This is a genomic window from Arthrobacter sp. 10N44_2 (assembly GCF_056394385.1).
On sequence record NZ_JBFTHT010000005.1, the window covers coordinates 125,325 to 145,969 of the forward strand.

19 protein-coding genes are annotated in these 20,645 nt (G+C 67.7%); 6 read left to right on the forward strand and 13 right to left on the reverse strand.

What is annotated here, in order from left to right; all coding sequences use genetic code 11:
- Positions 1-125: 125 nt before the first annotated feature.
- The gene (trhA, locus tag AC1DBX_RS08010; RefSeq protein ID WP_230009209.1) at positions 126-842 is read right to left on the reverse strand and encodes a PAQR family membrane homeostasis protein TrhA; all 717 of its coding nucleotides are present in this window, start codon (positions 840-842) and stop codon (positions 126-128) included.
- Between the two features lie 154 nt (positions 843-996).
- Between trhA and AC1DBX_RS08015 the strand changes: the two genes are divergently transcribed.
- Both AC1DBX_RS08015 and AC1DBX_RS08020 read left to right on the forward strand, forming a co-directional pair.
- Positions 997-1,758, forward strand: coding sequence for an isoprenyl transferase (locus AC1DBX_RS08015; RefSeq protein ID WP_043436292.1), 762 nt, complete (start codon positions 997-999; stop codon positions 1,756-1,758).
- A gap of 233 nt (positions 1,759-1,991) precedes the next feature.
- Positions 1,992-3,431, forward strand: coding sequence for a PhoH family protein (locus AC1DBX_RS08020; protein ID WP_028277376.1), 1,440 nt, complete (start codon positions 1,992-1,994; stop codon positions 3,429-3,431).
- A gap of 462 nt (positions 3,432-3,893) precedes the next feature.
- Here the strand turns inward: AC1DBX_RS08020 and AC1DBX_RS08025 are convergent, their stop codons facing one another.
- Both AC1DBX_RS08025 and AC1DBX_RS08030 read right to left on the reverse strand, forming a co-directional pair.
- Entirely contained in the window at positions 3,894-4,544 is a 651-nt protein-coding gene (locus AC1DBX_RS08025; RefSeq protein ID WP_476931490.1) for a GNAT family N-acetyltransferase, read from the reverse strand.
- Positions 4,545-4,591: 47 nt separating this feature from the next.
- Entirely contained in the window at positions 4,592-5,419 is an 828-nt protein-coding gene (locus AC1DBX_RS08030; protein ID WP_476931491.1) for a hypothetical protein, read from the reverse strand.
- A gap of 58 nt (positions 5,420-5,477) precedes the next feature.
- On the opposite strand from AC1DBX_RS08030, the gene AC1DBX_RS08035 reads away from it, so the two are divergent.
- Entirely contained in the window at positions 5,478-6,035 is a 558-nt protein-coding gene (locus tag AC1DBX_RS08035) for a prepilin peptidase (protein ID WP_476931492.1), read from the forward strand.
- Between the two features lie 142 nt (positions 6,036-6,177).
- Here the strand turns inward: AC1DBX_RS08035 and AC1DBX_RS08040 are convergent, their stop codons facing one another.
- Positions 6,178-7,893 carry an MDR family MFS transporter gene (locus AC1DBX_RS08040; RefSeq protein WP_476871254.1) on the reverse strand — a complete coding sequence of 572 codons (1,716 nt, stop codon included), beginning with the start codon at positions 7,891-7,893 and terminating at the stop codon, positions 6,178-6,180.
- Positions 7,890-8,606, reverse strand: coding sequence for a TetR/AcrR family transcriptional regulator (locus AC1DBX_RS08045; RefSeq protein WP_476871255.1), 717 nt, complete (start codon positions 8,604-8,606; stop codon positions 7,890-7,892). Before AC1DBX_RS08045 ends, AC1DBX_RS08040 begins: the two co-directional genes overlap by 4 nt.
- Before the next feature lie 166 nt (positions 8,607-8,772).
- On the opposite strand from AC1DBX_RS08045, the gene AC1DBX_RS08050 reads away from it, so the two are divergent.
- A complete protein-coding gene (locus AC1DBX_RS08050; protein WP_476849085.1) occupies positions 8,773-9,441 on the forward strand; it encodes a VWA domain-containing protein in 669 nt (222 codons plus the stop codon).
- 102 nt (positions 9,442-9,543) lie between these two features.
- On the opposite strand, the gene AC1DBX_RS08055 is transcribed toward AC1DBX_RS08050, so the two are convergent.
- The 3 genes from AC1DBX_RS08055 to AC1DBX_RS08065 form a co-directional block, all read right to left on the reverse strand.
- Entirely contained in the window at positions 9,544-10,980 is a 1,437-nt protein-coding gene (locus AC1DBX_RS08055; RefSeq protein WP_079553135.1) for a class II fumarate hydratase, read from the reverse strand.
- A gap of 71 nt (positions 10,981-11,051) precedes the next feature.
- Positions 11,052-11,666, reverse strand: a complete 615-nt coding sequence (locus AC1DBX_RS08060) for a carbonic anhydrase (RefSeq protein WP_028277382.1) — start codon at positions 11,664-11,666, stop codon at positions 11,052-11,054.
- A gap of 9 nt (positions 11,667-11,675) precedes the next feature.
- Complete coding sequence (locus AC1DBX_RS08065) at positions 11,676-12,410, reverse strand: DUF4245 domain-containing protein (protein ID WP_476931493.1); 735 nt, start codon at positions 12,408-12,410, stop codon at positions 11,676-11,678.
- Positions 12,411-12,605: 195 nt separating this feature from the next.
- Between AC1DBX_RS08065 and glpX the strand changes: the two genes are divergently transcribed.
- The gene (gene glpX, locus AC1DBX_RS08070; protein ID WP_028277383.1) at positions 12,606-13,628 is read left to right on the forward strand and encodes a class II fructose-bisphosphatase; all 1,023 of its coding nucleotides are present in this window, start codon (positions 12,606-12,608) and stop codon (positions 13,626-13,628) included.
- A 152-nt stretch (positions 13,629-13,780) separates the two neighbouring features.
- Positions 13,781-14,752, forward strand: coding sequence for a UDP-glucose 4-epimerase GalE (gene galE / locus AC1DBX_RS08075; protein ID WP_223914156.1), 972 nt, complete (start codon positions 13,781-13,783; stop codon positions 14,750-14,752).
- A gap of 82 nt (positions 14,753-14,834) precedes the next feature.
- Here the strand turns inward: galE and AC1DBX_RS08080 are convergent, their stop codons facing one another.
- The 5 genes from AC1DBX_RS08080 to AC1DBX_RS08100 form a co-directional block, all read right to left on the reverse strand.
- Entirely contained in the window at positions 14,835-15,806 is a 972-nt protein-coding gene (locus AC1DBX_RS08080; RefSeq protein WP_230008873.1) for a lipid II:glycine glycyltransferase FemX, read from the reverse strand.
- 4 nt (positions 15,807-15,810) lie between these two features.
- Positions 15,811-17,100 carry a mannose-6-phosphate isomerase, class I gene (manA, locus tag AC1DBX_RS08085; RefSeq protein ID WP_476931494.1) on the reverse strand — a complete coding sequence of 430 codons (1,290 nt, stop codon included), beginning with the start codon at positions 17,098-17,100 and terminating at the stop codon, positions 15,811-15,813.
- Between the two features lie 80 nt (positions 17,101-17,180).
- A complete protein-coding gene (locus tag AC1DBX_RS08090) occupies positions 17,181-18,812 on the reverse strand; it encodes an LCP family protein (protein ID WP_476931495.1) in 1,632 nt (543 codons plus the stop codon).
- Positions 18,813-18,834: 22 nt separating this feature from the next.
- Positions 18,835-19,446 (reverse strand): 5-(carboxyamino)imidazole ribonucleotide mutase, encoded by a 612-nt coding sequence (gene purE, locus AC1DBX_RS08095; RefSeq protein WP_476931496.1) that lies wholly within the window; start codon positions 19,444-19,446, stop codon positions 18,835-18,837.
- Complete coding sequence (locus AC1DBX_RS08100; protein WP_476856644.1) at positions 19,443-20,591, reverse strand: 5-(carboxyamino)imidazole ribonucleotide synthase; 1,149 nt, start codon at positions 20,589-20,591, stop codon at positions 19,443-19,445. The genes purE and AC1DBX_RS08100 overlap by 4 nt, the downstream gene beginning before the upstream one ends.
- Between the last annotated feature and the right edge of the window lie 54 nt (positions 20,592-20,645).

Sequence of the window (20,645 nt, forward strand, 5' to 3'; positions counted from 1 at the left end):
GCCGGGGCCAGCTCCTGACGCCGGAATTCCCCACGATTGAAGCCGGCGCCCGGCGTGTCGGGCCGAACTGCCGGCGAGTCCCGGCGTCGCTGTCTCAAAGGTGGGGAGAATCAGCGCAGCCGGCGTCAGCCCAGGACCGCGATGGCAATGGCGATGTAGTGCGCGGCGAAGGCAAAGACCGTCAGCGCATGGAACAGTTCATGAAAGCCGAAGTGTTCGTAGCTGAAATTCGGCTTCTTCAGCGCATAGAACACGGCTCCCGTGATGTACAGGACCCCGCCGACGCAGATCAGCACCGCCGAGGCAGCGTTGGCGGCGAAAAAGTCCGGCAGATAGAACAGCGAGCCGCAGCCGAGTGCGATATAGATCGGCACGTAGAGCCACCGCGGGGCATTGGTCCACAGCAGGCGGAACAGCACACCGAGGATGGCCCCGGACCAGATCACCCAGAGCAGCACTTCGGCTTGCTGCCGGTCCAGCAGGGCCCAGGCGAGCGGCGTGTAGCTTCCGGCGATCACCAGCATGATGTTCGTGTGATCCAGCCGCTTCAGGACGATCTTCACGCGCGGTGACCAGTTCCCGCGGTGATAGACGGCACTGACGCCGAACAGCAGGACCCCGGTAACGGCATAGACGGCGCAGGCCACCTTCAGGTCCGGCGGCGCCAGGATCACCAGCACCAGCCCGGCGGCCAGTGCCAGCGGGGCGGTGACGGTGTGGATCCAGCCCCGCCATTTGGGCTTGATCATCAGCAGTTCAGCCAGGCGCACCGCGGCGTCGTCCACCGGGGTTGCCCGCTTCGCCGGAGGCTCCGGCCGGGGCTCCGGACTGTTGCTTTCCATGCCGTAATAGTAACCTACGCCCTAGTAAGTTACCGGTGAGTAACAAGCGGTCCGGGGCTGTCCTGTGACGGAGCTGCACCCGGCACGGCCCTCCGGCAGGTAGCCTAGGATGTGCACTGAACAAGTACCTCAAGGAAGCCAGGTGAATCTCCGGATGGAAATGCCCGGATTCCTCTACGGCTTTTACGAGCGCAAGCTCCAGCGCTCCCTCGATCCTGAACGGATCCCGCGCCACGTCGGCGTCATGGTCGACGGCAACCGGCGCTGGGCCCGCCAGTTCAACGCCCCCACGAGCCAGGGCCATCAGGCCGGCGCGGACAAGATCCACGAATTCCTCGGCTGGTGCCAGGAGCTGGGCATCAAGGTGGTCACCTTGTACATGCTCTCCACGGACAACATGAACCGCTCCGGCGAGGAACTCGACCTCCTGATGGGCATCATCGCCAACACCCTGGACCGGCTGGACGAGGACGCCAACATCTCGGTTCACGCCATGGGCGCCCCCGAGCTGCTGCCGGACTACCTCGCCGAGCGGCTGAACAACCTGACGGCGCGCACGCCCGCGCAGGAGAGGCTGCACGTCAACGTCGCCGTCGGCTACGGCGGACGGCGGGAGATCGTCGACGCCGTCCGGGAACTGCTGCACGACGCCGTCGCCCGGGGAGCGGACATTGGACAATTGGCCGATGAACTCACCGTGGATGACATCTCGCGCTTCCTCTACACCCGGGGCCAGCCGGATCCGGACCTGGTGATCCGGACCTCCGGGGAGCAGCGGCTGTCCGGATTCCTCATGTGGCAGAGCGCGTACAGTGAGTTCTACTTCTGCGAGGCCTTGTGGCCGGCGTTCCGCAAGGTGGATTTCCTGCGTGCCCTGCGCGACTACGCCGGCAGGCAGCGCCGCTTCGGCGCCTGAGCGGTTCACGCGGAGTTCACAAGACGGCAACAAGAATCGCCGAAAAATTATCGGACAAACCGGCCCCCGGAGACGTACGTTAATCCCATCGGCAGGCAATTCGCCGGCCGATCGGGGAGGCCAGTACATGGAGCGGATTTTCGCACCGGGTGTATGGGAGGCCGCGTCCGGCCTCCAGGCCGAGCCGCCTCACCAATAACAATTCCGGGCATTGCCCCGGGGCTGGAGTCGATGTGGCTATTTCTGAGCAACTGCCCGACGTCATTTCCGATCAGGGACAGAAAGCTACCTCTCGCGCCAAGCGAGCCACCTCAAAGACCGGTGCAGCGGATTCCGCGGCGGCCGGTCTTGCTGTTTCCGGGGAAGGAACAGGGAGCCGGGGCACGGCCCGCAGTTTCGTGATCGATACCTCCGTCCTGCTCTCCGATCCGCGGGCCCTCCTGCGCTTCGCCGAGCACGAGGTCATCCTGCCGATCGTTGTCATCACCGAGCTCGAAGGAAAGCGCCACGACCCAGAGCTGGGTTACTTTGCGCGCAAAGCCCTCCGGCTGCTCGATGACCTGCGGCTCGAGCACGGCGGCCTGGACCGTCCCATCCCGCTGGGCCCCGACGGCGGCACGCTCATGGTGGAGCTGAACCATATCTCCGCCGAGGTGCTGCCCGCCGGGTTCCGCGGGGTGGACAACGACAGCCGCATCCTCGCGGTGGCCAAGAACATGGCCAACGAGGGCCGCGACGTGACGGTGGTGTCAAAGGACCTGCCGATGCGCGTCAAGGCCTCGGCCATGGGGCTGCTGGCCGACGAGTACCGCAATGAACTCGTCAAGGACTCCGGCTGGACCGGCGTCGCCGAGCTCGACGCGGGCGAGGACGAGGTTGCCACCTTGTACGGGCACGAGCCGGTATTCATCCCGGCGGCGGCCGAGATGCCGACCAACACCGGGCTGGTCCTGCTGTCCAGCCGCGGCTCGGCCCTCGGACGGGTAGGGGCGGACAAACAGGTCAGGCTCGTGAAGGGCGACCGCGACGTCTTCGGACTCCACGGCCGCTCGGCCGAGCAACGGTTGGCGATCGACCTCCTGATGGACCCGTCGGTCGGCATCGTGTCCCTCGGCGGCCGGGCCGGCACGGGCAAGTCCGCACTGGCCCTGTGCGCCGGTCTCGAAGCCGTCCTGGAGCGCCGGGAGCACCGCAAGGTGATCGTCTTCCGCCCCCTGTACGCGGTGGGCGGCCAGGAACTCGGCTACCTGCCCGGGTCCGAAGCGGAAAAGATGAACCCGTGGGCGCAGGCGGTCTTTGACACCCTGGGCGCGCTGGTCAGCCAGGAAGTGGTGGAGGAAGTGATGGACCGGGGCATGCTTGAGGTCATGCCGCTGACGCACATCCGCGGACGCTCCCTGCACGACGCATTCGTGATCGTCGACGAGGCGCAGTCCCTGGAGAAGAATGTGCTGCTGACAGTGATGAGCCGGATCGGCCAGAACTCCAAGATCGTCCTGACGCACGACGTCGCCCAGCGGGACAACCTGCGGGTGGGACGGCACGACGGCGTGGCGGCCGTCGTCGAGACCCTGAAGGGACACCCGCTGTTCGGCCACATCACCCTCACCCGCTCGGAGCGCTCGCCGATCGCAGCCCTCGTGACGGAGCTGCTGGAGGGGGCGGAGATCTAGCCTCCCGAGGTTGGGGGCCGTGGTCCGGTTCGCCGGACCACGGCCCTTCGCTGTGGTTGGGTAACCGTGGTTGGATAACCGTGGTTGGGTTTGCCGTCGTTGGGTTCGCCGGGCAGCGGCGTCCCGCCGTCGCTTAGACACCTCCCGTCGCTGCGCTGCGGTCGCTGGGCGACCTTCGCTTCGCTTTGGTCGGCGATGCGCTCCTTAGCGGGACACCGCTGCCCCGCGATGGTGAGACGCCCACCAGCCGGGTCGCCGTCTTTCGTAGAGGAGCGCATCGCGGCGCATCGGATCCCCGGAGGTCGCCCAGCGACCGCAGCGGGTCCCATGCGTCGTGTCTAAGCGACGGCGAAAGGTGGCGGTCCGGCGAACCCAACCACGGCACCCGCAACCACCGCAACCCAGCGACGGGAAGCGACAGGAGGCGTCTGAGCGACGGCGGACGCCGCGGCCCCGCTGGGGCTATTGGTGGATGCCCAGGAATTTGGCCGTGGGTTCGTGGCCTTCTACCTCTAGCTGCCAGTCGGGGCGTTTGAAGGTGGCGGGGGTGAGTCGGACGTTTTGGACCCCCTGGGCCTTGCCGCCCCAGGCGGCGCGGGTGACGCCGTTGAGCTCGTAGCCGAGGGAGCGTGAGACGCCCAGGGACTGCTGGTTCCAGGCGGCGGCCTCGGATTCCGCCACTTCGGCGCCGAGCCAGTCGAAGGCGTAGAGGGCGACGGCGGCCCGCATTTCCTTGCCGAGGCCCTGGCCGTGCACGCTTTGCCGCAGCCAGGAGCCCGTGGTGACCGTCTTCAGCGTGGCGAAGTCTTTGGCCTCGACGTCCTGGCATCCGACGAATTCGTCCTCGTGCCAGATGCCGAGCAGGAGAGTCCAGTCCTGCGGTGTCATGTTCCCGCGGCACCGCCAGTACCACTGCGCCATGTTCGGGCCGAGCTCCTCAGCGGGGGATTCGGCCCAGGGCCTGCTGAAGGGGCTGCGGCCCGGCTCGTGCACGCCGCTCAGGGCGGCTGAGACCGCGGCCGGAATGTCCGCGTCGCGGATGGGGCGCAGCTGAAGACGCGGCGTGGTCAGGCTCAATCCGAAAGGGGGCCAGTAGTCGGCGGGTTCAGTCATCGGCGAAGCCTAGCGGTGCCGGCGGGCGGATGCGAGTCACGGCCGGGCTACTCCGCGGGGACGTCCCAGCTGATGTGGCGCCGGACGTCCGTGAGGTTCATCGATTCGGCCAGGAACAGGTCATCGAGCATGTATTCGTCGACGCCCAGGATGCGGAGCCAGTGCCCGTAACCGTCCTGCTCTGAGCCGGCCCCGGGCGCGCCCAGCCAGCGGCTCGCAACGCAGACGCCCGTGCCGGCGTCAATCCTCAGCAGTGTGCGTCCCGGACGGCATAGCGGGGCTCCGGGATCGGCGGGACGGTAGGAGAGGTTCGGGCTGACCGTCGATTCCAGGGCCGGCCGGCCCTCGTGGTCTACCTCCGTGATGGGGCCAAGCTCGACGGCGTTGGAGTTGGGGAACTCCAACGGGACGGGGGCGTTCCCCGCAAGCTCCACCGGGTCCAGGACGGCGGCGAACCTGCCGTTGCCGAACGACGGCTCGCCATAAGCTGCCTCCGGGCGGCGGCGCACCAGCCCGTCGTCGTCGTACACCGGCGTAACCAACTGCGGGGGTAGGAGCCAGGTCTTCCTCGTGGAGCTGATATAGAAGCCGCCGCGGGAGTCATTGATGCCGGTGGTGCTGCCGATGACCAGTCCGTCGGCAGTCTCCAGCCGCAAGGCACCGGGCCGGCGCAGCCACCCCCTGACGAGGTCGCCGGGGGAGGGGGCGGCCGGGGAAACCGCGGAAACCGTGAGCGGCCGGTCCAGGTACTCGAACCTCAGCGACTGCCACTTCCAGGGCGATGACCGGCACAGGTTCCGGAAGGCCGCGGCCTTCTCCGCCGGGCCGCGGGGCGCGTCCGGCCCGCGCCGGTTCGTGCTGTCCCATGCGGCCATATCCACAGTTTACGCGCGGGGACCGCCGGGCCGGACGAATATCAAGTAGCATCCGAGGGTGATCGAACGACTCGGCACCCTGGGCGCCGCCAACCCGCTGGCTTTCTGGCTTGCCCTGGCTGCGTGCGCGTATTTCTTCGTGATGGCCGTTCGGCTCACGGTCATTGACGTCCGGCACCACCTGCTCCCGGACAGGATCGTCTTTCCCTCCTATGGGATCGCCGGAGTCCTTCTGCTGGGCGCGGCGACCAGCCAGTTGCTTCCCGGCGGGCAGGACGTGGCCGGCACAGCCGACGCCGGGGCATTCGGCATTCCGGGGCTCCGTGTCCTGGCCGGCGGGGCAGCCCTCTGGCTTTTCTACTTTCTCCTGCACGCGGTATATCCGCCGGGAATGGGATTCGGCGACGTGAAACTCGCGGGCGTCTTGGGAATGTACCTGGGATTCCTGGGCTGGGGGCACGTCATGGCGGGGACCTTTGCGGCGTTCGTCCTCGGCGGGCTGTGGAGTCTCGGATTGCTCGCCGCACGGCGCGGGACGCTGCAGTCGGCCATTCCCTTCGGGCCCTTCATGCTGGCCGGCACGGCCGCCGCCATGCTGCTGCCGACCGCCGGATAGGCCGACTGCACGGCCATCCCGGCCTGCCGGAGCCGACCGGCTGGCACGCGGCAGGGGCGCCGCACCCCCAAAGGTTGCGGCGCCCCTGCTGGCACTCACCGGCTGCTGACGGGCCGTCTCCGGACCGTCAGTTTCCGGACCCTCAGCCGCGCAGGCGGGTGAGCTCGTCTTCGTGGCCGGACCCACCGGTGTTGCCGTGGGCTGAAAGCCCTTCGGGCCCCGTGGACTCTGCGGCGTCGGCGGCGTGGCGGGCTGCCGCCCGTTCCGCCTCGAGCCGCTCGGCTTCCTCGCCGCCGACTGCTTCGCCGCGGGCCACCATGCCGGCGGTGTCCGACAGGGGGATCTGCTTGAGGGTCAGGGCCAGAATCAGGGCGATGACCAGGAAGGGCAGCAGGTACCAGAAGACGGGGGCGAGCGAGTCCGCGTAGGCGTTGACAATCGCGTCCTTGAGCTGCGCCGGGAGCTGGCTGAGGACCTGGGGGTCCATCGTCCGGGTGGACTGCGACGCCTGCTCAGCGGACGCCCCGGCGCCGGTAAAGGCATTGGTCAGGGACTCGGAGAGCCGGGTGGTGAAGATGGAGCCGAACACCGCGACGCCCAGGGATGCGCCCACCTCGCGGAAGTAGTTGTTGGTGCTCGTGGCCGTGCCGATCTGGTCCGCCGGCACCGAGTTCTGGACCACCAGGACAATCACCTGCATGATCGAGCCCAGGCCGGCGCCAAAGACGAACAGCTGCACGCAGATGGCCCAGATGGGCGTGGCGGCCGTGAGTGTGGTCAACCACAGCATTGCCGCGATGGTCAGGGTGGCCCCGAGGATCGGGAACATCTTGTACTTGCCGGTCTTGGAAATGCGGATGCCGGAGAAGATGGCCATGCCCATGAGTCCCACCATCATGGGCAGCATCAGCAGGCCGGATTCGGCGGCGGAGGTCCCGGAGGACATCTGCAGGAAGGTCGGGACGAAGGCGATAGCCGCGAACATGCCCAGCCCGAGGGTGAAGCCGATGGCGGTGGAGTTCACGAAGATCCGGTTCTTGAACAGGCTCAACGGAATGATGGGGTCCTCCGCCCGGCGCTCCACCAGGATGAAGGCCGTAGCGGCGAGCACCAGCCCGGCGCCGAACGCCCACGTCAGCGGGGAATCCCAGCCTTCGTCCTTCTTGCCGCCGAAGTCGGTGAAGAAAATCAGGCACGTCGTGGCCGCGGAGAGCAGCAGCACGCCCAGGATGTCGATCCGCTTCTCGGCCTTCTTGTTCGGCAGCGTCAGGGTGAACCAGGCGATGGTGAACGCGGCGATGCCGATCGGGATGTTGATGTAGAAGGCCCATTCCCAGGTCAGGTGGTCCACGAAGAAACCGCCCAGCAGCGGTCCGGCGACGGCGGAGAGGCCGAAGATTGCGCCCAGCGGGCCCATGTACTTGCCGCGCTCCTTGGCCGGAACGATGTCGGCGATGATGGCCTGGGACAGGATCATCAGGCCGCCGCCGCCGAGGCCCTGGATGGCGCGGAAGACCACGAAGCCCCAGAAGTCGGTGGCGAGGGCGCACCCGACAGAGGCGAGGGTGAAGAGCCCGATGGCGATGAGGAACAGGTTCCGGCGGCCCAGGATGTCGCCGAACTTTCCATAGATGGGCATGACGATGGTGGTGGCGAGCAGGTAGGCAGTGGTAATCCAGGCCTGGTGTTCCACGCCGCCGAGCTTGCCGACGATCGTCGGCATGGCGGTGGAGACGATGGTCTGGTCAAGGCTGGAGAGCAGCATGCCCGCGATGAGGGCGGAGAAGATGATCCAGATGCGTTTCTGGGTCAGCAGCAGCGGCTCGGCTGCTGGCTTGGTGCTGACGGCGGCGCTCATTGCGCTCCTTCGGAAGGGTTGGGCTGGACTGTATTTGACTCGACTCCGTCGAAGTGGACTGTGTCGAACTGGGACATGGTGAACGGCAGGGAGAAGAGCGTGCGGGCTGCTGCAATGTTTTCCAGCAGCAAGTCCTTGTAGGGGCGGGCGTTGCCCTCGGAGAAGTAGTCGGCGCTGGTTTTCCTGGCGACGTTTCCGAGGAGGACCACGGCCATGCGGACTACGGGATGATCGGCAGGTACGCCTTCCCTGGCCGCGAGCAACCGGGCGAAGTCGGCCTCGCGTTCCTCGGTGGCGCCGATGATCTTCAGCATCAGTTGGGGTTCCTTCTTGATCACCCCGATCAGCTGGCGGGTCTCTTCCTCGGAGCCGCTCATCCGCTCGGACAGATCAAGGGACAGGCGCACGAGGTCGGCGAGGAGTGAGGCCGAGATTTCCCCGGCGGGCGAACCCGCGCCGCCCGCCATGAACCGGGCCACCACCTCTTCCGGAAAGTCGTCGTCGACGTGGCCCAGGATCGCATCTTCCTTGGCAGGGAAGTAGTTGAAGAAGGTCCGGCGGGAGATGCCCGCGCGCTCGCAGACTTCCTCCACGGTGTAGCCGCTGAGGCCGCGTTCGGCGGTCAGGGAACGCGCGACGGCGGTAATCGCCGCCCGTGTTGCGGCCCGCTTGCGCTCGCGGAGGCCGCCCGAAGTAATTGCACTGTTTCCCATGGAGTGTATTTTTGCACTTAATCATAAATAGTGCAAAAGATGCTTTGGGCTGTTGCCGGCAATAATGTCGCTGCCCGGCTGTAGCCTGCTCCTGTCCAGCCATACCGCTGGCAACAGGTGGCCCGCGACGAGGCAGAAGCGCCGTCGGGGCCGGAAATGGGGAAGCATGACAGATTCAGCCCTGACGCACGTGTACGTCCTCCTGGACCGTTCCGGGTCGATGAGCGCCATCGCCGATGACACTGTGGGCGGGTTTGCGGCGTTCATCCGCGAACAGCGGGCAGTGGCGGGCCGGTGCCGGCTGTCGCTGGCGCAGTTCGATGACACCTACGAGCGCGTCTACGCCTCGGTGGACATCCAGGACGTGCCGGCGCTGGACCTGCAGCCGCGGGGCAGCACCGCCCTGCACGACGCCATGGTCCGGCTGATCGGCGAAGCGGGTGCGGAACTGGCGGCCCTTCCGGAGGACGAGCGCCCCGGCACTGTGCTGGTGGCCGTGCTGACGGACGGCCACGAGAACTCCTCGCGCGAGGCCACGGGCGAGTTGGTCAAGGCCCTGGTCCAGCGGCAGCAGAGCCAGTGGGGCTGGCAGTTCACATATTTGGGCGCCAACCAGGACGCCGTATTGACCGCCGGCGGCCTCGGCATCCGCGCCGAAGACGCCCTGACCTATGCCGCCGGGAACGTCGATGCTGCCTTCTCCGTCCAGTCCGCCAAGACGCGGCGGTTGCGGGAGGCACGGATCGGCGGTGCCAGCATGGCGGATGCCGCGGCCGCGGCGGCGTACACGGCGCAGGAGCGGGAGGCCGCCGGCGGGGAACCGCCCAGGGTCTAAGTTCTGACCTGCGGTGCAGACATGCCGACGGCCGGCACCCTTCCAGGAAGGATGCCGGCCGGCGGCGGATGTTCTCTTCGGGGGCGGCGCCGCCCGGAGCCGTTAGGCCTTGTGCGGCGGGCGCGTCATGGACATGACGTCCAGTGCGGTGTCCAGCTGCTCTTCGGTCAGTTCGCCGCGCTCGAGGAAGCCCATGGAGACGACCGTCTCACGGATGGTCAGGCCCTCGGCCACGGCCTTTTTGGCGATCTTGGCGGCGTTCTCGTAGCCGATGAACTTGTTCAGCGGGGTCACAATCGACGGCGAGGCCTCGGCGAGGAAGCGGGCGCGCTCGACGTTCGCGGTGATGCCGTCGATCATCTTGTCGGCCATGACGCGGCTGGTGTTGGCCAGCAGGCGCACGGATTCAAGGAGGTTGGCGGCCATGACCGGGATGCCGACGTTGAGTTCGAAGGCGCCGTTGGTGCCGGACCACGCGATGGCGGTGTCATTGCCGATCACCTGTGCGCAGACCATGATGGAGGCTTCGCAGATGACGGGGTTGACCTTGCCCGGCATGATCGACGAGCCCGGCTGCAGGTCCGGGATGGCGATTTCGCCGAGGCCGGTGTTGGGGCCGGAGCCCATCCAGCGCAGGTCGTTGTTGATCTTCATGAAGGAAATCGCGATGTTGCGCAGCTGGCTGGACGCTTCGATGAGGCCGTCCCGGTTGGCCTGGGCCTCGAAGTGGTCGCGGGCCTCGGTCAGGGGCAGTCCGGTGTCGGCCGCCAGCAGTTCGATCACGCGCTCCGGGAATCCGGCCGGCGTGTTGATGCCGGTGCCCACGGCGGTGCCGCCAAGCGGGACCTCGGCGACGCGGGGGAGGGCGGCGTTGATGCGCTCGATGCCGTAGCGGACCTGCGCGGCGTAGCCGCCGAACTCCTGGCCCAGCGTGACGGGGGTGGCGTCCATGAGGTGCGTGCGGCCGGACTTCACGACGTCCTTGAATTCGGTGGCCTTGCGCTCCAGCGACTCCGCCAGGTAGCCGAGGGCCGGGATCAGATCGTTGATCAGGGCGGACGTGGCGGCGACGTGGACGGACGTGGGGAAGACGTCATTGGAGGACTGCGAGGCATTGACGTGGTCGTTCGGGTGCACAACTTTGTCGCTTCCGGCAGACGTGAGGGCCCGCGTGGCGAGCTCGGCGATGACCTCGTTGGTGTTCATGTTCGAGGACGTGCCGGAGCCGGTCTGGAAGACGTCAATCGGGAAGTCGCCGTCGTACTTGCCGGCCGCAACCTGGTCGGCTGCGTCGGCAATCGCCTGGGCGAGCTCGCCGTCGAGCACCCCCAGTTCTGCGTTTGCCTGGGCGGCGGCCTTCTTCACCCGTGCCAGGGCTTCGATGTGGGCGCGCTCCAGGGTCTTGCCGGAGATGGGGAAGTTCTCGACTGCCCGCTGCGTCTGTGCGCGGTACAGGGCGTTCACGGGAACGCGGACTTCGCCCATCGTGTCGTGTTCAATGCGGAACTCTTCGGTGTTCAACTCATCTGTGGAAGTCATGGGGCTAGCTTATTGGGAGTAGGAGTCCCACCGAAAACCGTGAGCAGGCTGCGACGGCCGGGCGCCGGGGTTTACAGCCTGCCGATGCTGGAAACGAGATCGGCCCGGCCGTCAGCCAGGCTGTAGGCGAGGCCGATCACGGCGGTGCGGCCGCTGTCGACTGCGCCCGAAATCACCCGGGAACTGTCCACCAGCCGCTGCGAGGTCTGCTTGACGTTCTCGACCACCATGTCGTTGACGTCGGTCTGATTGTTACGCAGCGAGGTCAACACGGACGGGGTGATCCGCTCCACCAGGCTGCGGATGAAACCGACCGGCATCTGGCCGGTTTCCACGGCGTTCTTGGTTGCGGTGACAGCACCACAACTGTCGTGCCCCAGGACGACGATCAGAGGGACGTCCAGTTCGCTGACGCTGTATTCCAGCGAGCCGAGGACGGCGTCGTCGATCACCTGGCCGGCGGTGCGAACCACAAAGGCGTCCCCGAGGCCGAGGTCGAAGATGATTTCGGCGGCAAGCCTGGAGTCGGCGCAACCGAAGATCACCGCGAAGGGGTGCTGGTTTTCAACCAGCGACGAGCGTCGCGACGCGTCCTGGTTGGGGTGTGAGGACGTGCCGGCGACAAAACGCTTGTTGCCTTCACGGAGACGCTGCCAGGCGAGTGCGGGAGTCAGATAAGTAGCCACGTGGCCACTTTACGGTGAAGGGCTGGCCGAAGGTGAAACTGTTGCGCTTGGCGCGCTGGACGATGCCCCGGCGGCCGGATTGCTTTCGAGCGACTTCACCACGGCGGTGGCCAGGGCGGAGAACTCCTCCAGCGTCGCGGATCCGGAGAGGATGACGGTGGTGCCGCGATCAGTCAGCACCATGGATTTCTCGCCCTTGCCGGTGTCGCGCAGTTCCCAGTCGCGGCCGCCGGCGTTGCGGGTGCCGGTCACGGGAGCGTTCTTGGTCTGCTGCAGGAGCCAGGTGGGGTTGGCTGTGCGGGTCTGCACGAGGGCGATGAAGGATTCCTTGGGCGTCAGGTAGCCGACTTCCCAGGCGGGGACGCCGCTGCCGGCGCCGGACTCCCAACGGGCGTAGTTGGCGCGGAATGTGTCGCCGGTATCGGCCGCCACGGGTGTGAATCCCGCCACACCCGCCGCGTTCTGCGCGGTGGCGCTGACATTGACGTTGGGCCGGTAACCGTCGGTCTTCGGAGACGGGTTCATGAGGACGATCGGCAGGAACGCGGCGATGCTCACCACCAGGGCGATGATCATGCCCATCACGGAGGCGTTGGCGCGTTTGGCCGCCGCGGCGGCGATGACGGGCTTCACGGGCGGCTGTCCGGAAGGGGCCGGGTCTGCCGCGGGGGAGCTGCCAGCCGGCGAACCGGGGGCGGCGGGGGAAGCGTCCTGCAATTCACTCACCCCTCTATAGTCGCGCATGTCCGGGCCGATCTCACATTCGCGGCGCAGCGGCCCCTCCGGCGGTGAAGTGCGTCACGCGCCGGTCATCCCATGACCTTCCGGGTCCGCCCCGACTATGATCAATATCAGACGAATCACCGCGACGGATCGATCCTGGCCGTACGGGTTCAACGACCGCCACTCGAAGAAGAGGTTCACGTGACACCAGCGCCCATGTCCCAGAAGTACTCCACGCTTTCCCCCTCGCTCGCCGTCGGGATCGATGAGCCTGACCGCAACCTCGCGCTGGAACTTGTCCGCGTCACGGAAGCCGCGGCCATCGCCGGCGGCCACTGGGTGGGTTTCGGCGACAAGAACAAGGCCGACGGCGCCGCCGTGGACGCCATGCGCTCCTTCCTGCAGACCGTGCACTTCAACGGCGTCGTTGTCATCGGTGAGGGCGAGAAGGACGAAGCCCCGATGCTGTTCAACGGCGAGCACGTCGGTGACGGCACCGGCCCCGAGTGCGACGTCGCCGTCGACCCCATCGACGGAACCCGGCTGACCGCCCTTGGCATCAACAATGCCCTGGCCGTCCTGGCCGTGGCCGAACGCGGCTCCATGTTCGATCCCTCCGCCGTGTTCTACATGGAAAAGCTCGTCACCGGCCCGGAAGCGGCCGACATGGTGGACCTGCGCCTGCCGGTCAAGCAGAACCTGCACCTGATCGCCAAGGCCAAGGGCGTCAAGGTCAACCAGCTCAACGTCATGATCCTGGACCGCGACCGGCACCGCCCCCTCGTGGAGGAAATCCGCGAAGCCGGCGCCCGCACGAAGTTCATCATGGACGGCGACGTCGCGGGGGCCATCGCCGCTGCGCGTGCCGGCACCGGAGTCGACGCCCTCATGGGCATCGGCGGAACCCCGGAAGGCATCGTCGCGGCCTGCGCCATCAAGTCCCTCGGCGGCGTCATCCAGGGCCGCCTGTGGCCCACGAGCGACGAAGAGAAGCAGAAGGCGATCGACGCCGGCCACGATCTGGAGCGCGTGCTCTCGACCAACGACCTCGTCTCCAGCGACAACTGCTACTTCGCGGCCACCGGCATCACCGACGGCGACCTCCTCAAGGGCGTCCGCTACTCCAAGGACAAGGTCCTTACCCAGTCCATCGTGATGCGCTCCAAGTCCGGCACGATCCGCTTTGTCGACGGCGAACACCAGGCCAGCAAGTGGGAAGGCTACGCCCGCAGGAGCTAGCACCTGAACGGCAACACTGAACTGCACAATAGAGCACAGCGAATCCCGGGCCGCCTCCGCGGTCCGGGATTCGTCGTCTTAAACCAGGTGCATGATGACGTGTCTATTGCGGTGGGGCGGCCGGGGCTCGTGGGATTAGATAGGGTGGAGCCATGACGTGGCTCGTAACTGGCGGTGCAGGATATATCGGTTCTCATGTGGTTTCCGCTTTGCGCGGTGCCCGGATTCAGCCGGTGGTGATTGACTCCCTCTCCAGCGGGCACCGTGAGTTCGTGCCGGCCGATGTGCCGTTCATCCATGGCAGCATCCTCGACGCCGACCTCGTGGCCCGCACGCTGCGGGAGCACGCGGTGACCGGGGTGATCCACCTGGCCGGTTTCAAGTACGCCGGGGTTTCCGTCCAGGAGCCGCTGCTGACTTATGAACAGAACGTCACGGGCACCGCGCAACTGCTCAAGGCCATGGAGCTCACCGGCGTCGACAAACTGGTGTTCTCCTCGTCCGCGGCCACCTACGGCACGCCCACCGGCGACATCGTCACCGAAGCGACGCCCACCAACCCGGAATCGCCCTACGGCGAGAGCAAACTCATCGGCGAGTGGCTGATCCGTGACCAGGGCAGGGCCCGGGGCCTGAGCCACACCTCGCTGCGGTATTTCAACGTGGTCGGCTCAGGTGCGCCCGAGCTTTACGACACCAGCCCCCACAACCTTTTCCCGATCGTGCTGCGGGCGCTCACGGCCGGTAAGACGCCGCGCATCAACGGCATCGACTACAACACGCCGGACGGAACTTGCGTGCGCGACTACGTGCACGTGGCGGACCTGGCCACCTCGCATGTGGCCGCCGCCCAGGCGCTCGAGGCGGGCAAGCCGCTGGAGCGGGTGTACAACCTCGGATCCGGGGACGGGCTGTCCGTGCGCCAGATCATGACGGCGATGGCCGACGTCACGGGGATCGATTTCGAACCCGAAATCGGTCCGCGGCGGGCAGGGGATCCGGACCGGATCGTGGCCGACGGCACGCTGGCCGCCCGCGATCTCGACTGGAAGATGCGGCACTCCGTGGAGCAGATGGTGGCCAGCGCCTACGACGCCCAGCGGCACGCCATTACGGCCAACTAACGCCCCCACCAACACCGGCCACCGGGAAACGGCGGCCCGGCCGGCCGGGGCGACCCGGTGGCCGGTGCCGCCTGCTGGGCCCTTAGCGGTTCGCGAGGGCCCGGGACCGGGCGCGCAGCTTCTTCGCGAGCTGGGCGCCTTTGCGGGCCAGCTGGTAGCTGCCGTAGCGCACCTTCCGGACCGGCAGGTCCCACGTTCCGGGATACGCGATCCCGCGGCCCCCGAACGACTTCTTGAACGCCGTGAACCCGGCCCATTTGTGGTCGGGCTGGTCCTCCGGCGCCACGCCCCAGAGATCCACGTGCTTGAGGCCCTTCGCCTGGGCGTCCGCGATCAAGGTGACAAGCAGGGGGATGCCCGCGCTGAGTTTGCGGTGGGTGTCGTCCAGGGCGGCGTGCGCGTAGGTCCGGGTGTCGGCCGAGTCGTAGGCCAGGGCTGCGGCGATGGGGTGGCCGTCGAGCTCCGCGATGAACAGCGTCGCCGCGCCGGCCGGCATCAGCGAGAGGGCCACCTGGGTCAGGTATTCGTCGCTTTGCGGCTTAAAGCCGTTGCGGGCGGCCGTCATGTGCAAGAACTCCAGGAGGACGGCGATCTCTGCCGGATCCTGGCTGGAGCGGAAGCTCACGCCCTTCTTGTGGATGTTGCGGAACAGGTTCCGGTTCGCCGGCTTCATATCCGCCAGGACGTCCTTGAAATCCCGGTCGAGGTCCACAATCCAGCTGAGCTCGGGCTGCTGGCTGGCCGGGGCCGGCTGCAGGCCACGGCTGCGGAGTACCGAGTCGGCCTCGGCGGCGGTGAATCCTGCGGTGACCGGCTCAACCCGGACAAACACCGCCCCGCTGGTCCGGGCGAGGTCCGTCAGGGCCGCCAGCGCGGCGTCGAACGCTGCCAGTGACTCGGCGACCGGGCCGTACGGGGAGTACAGCAGTTTACCGGCCGGATTGGATTCCTCCACCGCAAGGAAGCGCCACCCGGGCCCGGACTGTTCGTGGACGGTGCGTCCCAGCGAACGCTGGAACTGTGCCCACTGCGGGCTCTGCAGGAAATAATCCATGGTGTCAGGCTTCCAATGCGGTGGTGACGGCAAATGCCAGGGCGGGGCCGGTGGCGCCGGAGACGGCGTGGACATTGACCGGTGCCTCGGCGGCGGGCAGGAAGGCACTGGCGCCCCTTTCCAGCCGGAGCTCGCCCTTGGGGGAGTCGAGGCGGACGGAGCCGTGGGTGACAATGACGACGGCGGCACCGGACTGCGCCAACGGGACGGGCTCCGCGCCGGGCGCCACAACAATTCGCTGCAGCTGGAATTCCCGGAACGGCGGCCGGAAGAGTTCCTGGCCCAGCATGGTGGTCTCGGCGGGGAGCATGGGCACGTCGACGGCCTCGAACGCCACGGTCTTCAGCAGTTCCGGCACGTCGACGAATTTCGGCGTGAGCCCGCCCCGGAGCACGTTGTCCGAGGACGCCATGACCTCGATGCCGAGGCCGTGCAGGTAGGCATGGACATTGCCGGCCGGGAGGTACACGGCCTCACCGGGGGCGAGGGAAATCCGGTTCAGCAGCAGGGAAATCAGCACTCCCGGATCTCCGGGGTACCGGCCGTTCAGGCTCACCGCGGTGGACAGTTCCGCCTCGTGCCCGGCCATCGGGGCACCGGAGACGAGGGCCGCAACGATCGTCGCCGTCGCCTCGGCGACGTCCCCGCCGCCGGTGATGAGGCGTTCGAAGGCGGAGCGCAGGGCCGCGGGTTCGTCCGGCCGCGCCAGGTCCTCGAGCAGCAGCGGGACCAGCGGCGGCAGCTGCAGCCCGGCGAGCTCGAAGCACGCCGCCAGATGCTGGAAGACCGCACGGGATTCCGCGGCCGGCCGGAACCCGCAGAGGGCCTCGAACGGAGTCAGCGCGAAGATCATTTCGGGCTTGTGGTTATCGTCCTTGTAGTTGCGCTCCGCCGCGGCGGGGTCGACGCCGGCGGCTTCCTCGCGTGCGAAGCCCTCCCGGGCCTGGGCGAGCGTCGGGTGCACCTGCAGGGACAAGGGCGCCTCGGCCGCGAGGATTTTGAGCAGGAACGGCAGGCGCGGACCGAAAGCGGCCACGCTCGCGCTGCCCAGGCAATGTTCCGGATCCCCGGCGATCAGGGCGTCCAGCGGCAGCCGTCCGCCGTCGTGCGTTGCGGGTGCGTGCCGGCCGGCACCGCCGGGCGCCGGCGTCAGCGCGACGGACGGGGAGTCCGGGTGGGCGCCGATCCAAAGCTCCGCTTCAGGACCGCCGGAAGCCGGCCTGCCCAGCAGCCCGGCGATGGCCGTCGGGGAGCCCCAGGCGTAGGGCCGGAGGACGTTCTCAAGTTCGTACATGGCCTGGTCCCTGTCTGATCAATGAAATGTCTCGTCAAAGAAATGTGGTCGCACTGCTGCGGTCAAGGCTGCTGCCGGAGTTAGAGCGGCGCGCACTGTCCGTTGGTGGCGACGAGGTCGCGGATGGACTGTTCGTCGCCGTTGCGCTTGAACTGGTTCAGCATCTCTTCGGTGATCTGCTCGCCGTCCGGCGTGGTGGTCACGGGGGTGAAGTCCGACGGCGCGGGCGGGGGATCGGCGGCCGGGACGGGGCCGGCGGCCGAGACCGGCCCGGCGGCCGTACCGGGCTGCAGGACCGCATCGTCAGGTGCGGCTGCGGCACCGGCGGACGGGCTGGCCAGCAGTTTGGCCACCCGCGCGTGGATGACGTCGAAGTCCGGGGACGTGGAGAAGGCGGCGTCGAAGTCCGGCGGACCGATGGTCAGGCGGCTGACATCCTGCCCCTTGGCCTTCATGGCCAGGTCCACGAAACTGCCGAGCTGGCCGGAGGAGATGTTCGACTCGACCACCTTGGTGCCAGCCTTGGCGATGTCCTCGAACTTGGCCAGCAGTTTTGCCGGGTCGAGCTGCTTCAGCATCGCCTGCTGCACGCACTGCTGGCGCTGGATGCGGGCATAGTCGTCCACGAATTCCCGGGACCGGCCGTACCAGAGGGCGTGGAAGCCGTCGAGCGTCTGGTCTCCGGCCGGAATCCAACCGTCCGGCATGCCGTGGATGCCGTTGGCCTCATCCACCATCGGCCCGCTGATGGGGACCCAGCCGCCGGCCTTGATCCGGATGCCGCCCATGGCGTCGATGAGCTTGGAAAAACCGTCCATGTCCACGAGCACGTAGGCCTGGACCTTGATGCCCAGCGTTCCTGACACCGCTTCGAGGGTGGCCTGCGCCCCGGGGTCGGCCACCCCGGGATAGAGGTCCTGGTGCTGGTTGGTGACCTCGGTGTTGATCGCGTTGATCAGGCATTCGTCGCCGCAGTTGTAGCCATCCGGGTACACCTGGCGCATCGGCGACTCCGCGCTGAACTGGGCGTTCTGGAGGTTGCGGGGCACGGAGATGATCGCCGTGCTGCCGGTCTTGGCATCGACGCTGATCACCGAGAGGCTGTCCGGCCGGCGGCCTGTGCGGTCCGCTCCGGCGTCGCCGCCCATCATCAGGAAGTTGTACCGGCCCTCGGACGGCTCAAGGGTGGGGCCGGAGCCGGAGAAGATGCTGCCGATGGCGTTGCGGCTGACATTGAGCAGATAGGCCGCGTAGCCCAGGGATCCGCTGCTGAGGATCATGGCCAGCACGAGCGCCAGCACCACCGCGGGACGGATCCTGGGCGCCAGCATCCCGGGCCGGATCAGGCGCAAGGTGTTCAGGAACAGGGCTGCCCAGCCGATGGCCAGGCAGGCGAGGCCGAGCACCAGCAGGAGCGAAGGCACCGTGCCGGTGAGGAGGTTGATCAGCGTGGAGCGGGACACGAGCAGGAGCAGCACGGCCAGCAGGGCCAGCGCCCAGACCGTGAAGGTCACGCGCAGCGCGGCCCGGCCAAGCCGGCGACTGCCGGCGACGGTTTGGGCGCTGCCGGGAACCAGCAGCGTCATGAGGATCAGGACGAACGCCCGCTTGGTGAGCACCGGGGACGGGGCGCCGGAGGGGTGCCGGACCGGGTCGCCCAGTGCCCGCCCGGACTGCTCAGGGCGGCGTGTGGGGGCGTAGCTGCTGCTCATGCCGGGATTCCTAATGGCTGCCTTAATTGCCGCTACGCGGGGTGACGTTTCCGGCGGCGAACACTTCGCTGACCTTGTGCCGCAGGTTCGCGCCCTTCCGGGTTGCGACGTCGTTCAGCTCCTGGGCGAACTCCAGGAGGTCCGCCCGGAGCTGGATGGCCAGTTCGTCCGTGCCCGAGGCCAGCATGCGCACGGCCAGGAGGCCGGCGTTGCGCGCGCCGCCGATCGAGACGGTGGCGACCGGAACGCCTGCCGGCATCTGCACGATGGACAGCAGGGAATCCATACCGTCCAGGGTCTTCAACGGCACGGGGACGCCGATCACCGGCAGGGGAGTGACCGAGGCCAGCATGCCGGGAAGATGCGCGGCGCCGCCGGCGCCGGCGATGATCAGGCGAAGACCGCGCTCGTGGGCCGTCTGGCCGTAGCGGATCATCTCCGTGGGCATCCGGTGGGCCGAGACGACGTCGGCCTCGAACGGGATTCCAAACTCGGCGAGGGCTTCGGCGGCGGCTTCCATGACCGGCCAGTCCGAATCCGAGCCCATCACGAGGCCCACGAGCGGGGTGCCCGCGCGGGCGCCGGCGAGGGGGTTTCCCGCTTTGTTGGCTTTGGGGCTGGCTGCTGTGCTCATGCGGTCTCCTCGGAGGTTGCCGGCATTGCGCCGGTGTGGGCCCGGCCATTCCGGATGATGTCGGCCACAGTGGTGGCCCGCTGCCGCACGGAGTCGACGTCGGCGGCTGAGGTCCCGACCAGGTTGACGTGGCCGATCTTCCGTCCGGGCCGGACGGCCTTGCCGTAGCAGTGCACCTTCGCGGCCGGTTCGCTCGCGAGGGCGGCGGGGAAGGCGGAATAGAGGTCCTGGTTGGCGCCGCCGAGGAAGTTCTTCATCACCACGACGGGCCCCAGCAGGTCAGTGGCGCCCAGCGGCAGGTTCAGGATGGCCCGCAGGTGCTGCTCGAACTGGCTGGTCACCGAGCCGTCCTGGGTCCAGTGCCCGGTATTGTGCGGGCGCATGGCGAGTTCATTGATCAGGAAGCCTGCGCCCACGCCCGGGGTCTCGAAGAGTTCGACGGCCATGACACCGGTCACGCCGAGTTCGCCGGCGATCCGGACCGCGGCGTTTTCCGCGGCTGCGGCAACATCGACGGAGATGTCCAGGGCCGGGGCAATGACTTCATCGCACACCCCGTCCACCTGGATGGTGTGCACCACCGGCCAGGCCCGTGTTTCACCGTCAGGCGTCCTCGCGACCATGGCCGAGAGCTCCCGGCTGAATTCCACCTTGGCTTCGGCCAGCAGGGGGGACATGGCCTCGAACCAGTCGGCGGAGGCCGCCGCGTCCTCGGCTGAGGACACGATGCGCACGCCCTTGCCGTCGTAGCCGCCGCGGGGCATTTTCAACACCACCGGCCAGCCGGTCTGCTCGCCGAAGGCGACGAGGTCCGCGACATTGGCGACGGAGGCCCACGTGGGGTTCGGAAGCTCGAGCCGGTCGATCGCGGCGCGCATCACCAGCTTGTCCTGGGCGTTGACCAGGGCATCCGGGCCGGGATGGACGTTCACGCCGGCACCGATCAAGGACCGCAGGTGCGCCGTGGGGACGTGTTCGTGGTCGAAGGTCAGGACGTCGAGGCCGCGGGAGAACTCGAGCAGATGCTCCAGGTCCTTGTAGTCGCCAACCGGGGCGTTAGCCACGGCAGAGACTGCGGAGACGTCCTCGCCTTCGGCGAGAACACGGAGCTCAAAGCCCAGGGCGGTCGCGGCAGGGGCCATCATGCGGGCAAGCTGGCCGCCGCCAACAACACCGATTACAGGAAAAGTCACAAGTCC

Coding starts and splice junctions, on each gene's coding strand:
- AC1DBX_RS08065 (WP_476931493.1), bottom strand. CDS start 12,410: ATGCGCGACTATAGAGGGGTGAGTGAATTGCAGGACGCTTCCCCCGCC.
- AC1DBX_RS08040 (WP_476871254.1), bottom strand. CDS start 7,893: ATGAGCGCCGCCGTCAGCACCAAGCCAGCAGCCGAGCCGCTGCTGCTG.
- AC1DBX_RS08100 (WP_476856644.1), bottom strand. CDS start 20,591: ATGATGGCCCCTGCCGCGACCGCCCTGGGCTTTGAGCTCCGTGTTCTC.
- galE (WP_223914156.1), top strand. CDS start 13,781: ATGACGTGGCTCGTAACTGGCGGTGCAGGATATATCGGTTCTCATGTG.
- AC1DBX_RS08050 (WP_476849085.1), top strand. CDS start 8,773: ATGACAGATTCAGCCCTGACGCACGTGTACGTCCTCCTGGACCGTTCC.
- AC1DBX_RS08025 (WP_476931490.1), bottom strand. CDS start 4,544: ATGACTGAACCCGCCGACTACTGGCCCCCTTTCGGATTGAGCCTGACC.
- AC1DBX_RS08090 (WP_476931495.1), bottom strand. CDS start 18,812: ATGAGCAGCAGCTACGCCCCCACACGCCGCCCTGAGCAGTCCGGGCGG.
- manA (WP_476931494.1), bottom strand. CDS start 17,100: ATGTACGAACTTGAGAACGTCCTCCGGCCCTACGCCTGGGGCTCCCCG.
- AC1DBX_RS08055 (WP_079553135.1), bottom strand. CDS start 10,980: ATGACTTCCACAGATGAGTTGAACACCGAAGAGTTCCGCATTGAACAC.
- purE (WP_476931496.1), bottom strand. CDS start 19,446: ATGAGCACAGCAGCCAGCCCCAAAGCCAACAAAGCGGGAAACCCCCTC.
- AC1DBX_RS08045 (WP_476871255.1), bottom strand. CDS start 8,606: ATGGGAAACAGTGCAATTACTTCGGGCGGCCTCCGCGAGCGCAAGCGG.
- trhA (WP_230009209.1), bottom strand. CDS start 842: ATGGAAAGCAACAGTCCGGAGCCCCGGCCGGAGCCTCCGGCGAAGCGG.
- AC1DBX_RS08080 (WP_230008873.1), bottom strand. CDS start 15,806: ATGGATTATTTCCTGCAGAGCCCGCAGTGGGCACAGTTCCAGCGTTCG.
- AC1DBX_RS08030 (WP_476931491.1), bottom strand. CDS start 5,419: ATGGCCGCATGGGACAGCACGAACCGGCGCGGGCCGGACGCGCCCCGC.
- AC1DBX_RS08015 (WP_043436292.1), top strand. CDS start 997: ATGGAAATGCCCGGATTCCTCTACGGCTTTTACGAGCGCAAGCTCCAG.
- glpX (WP_028277383.1), top strand. CDS start 12,606: ATGTCCCAGAAGTACTCCACGCTTTCCCCCTCGCTCGCCGTCGGGATC.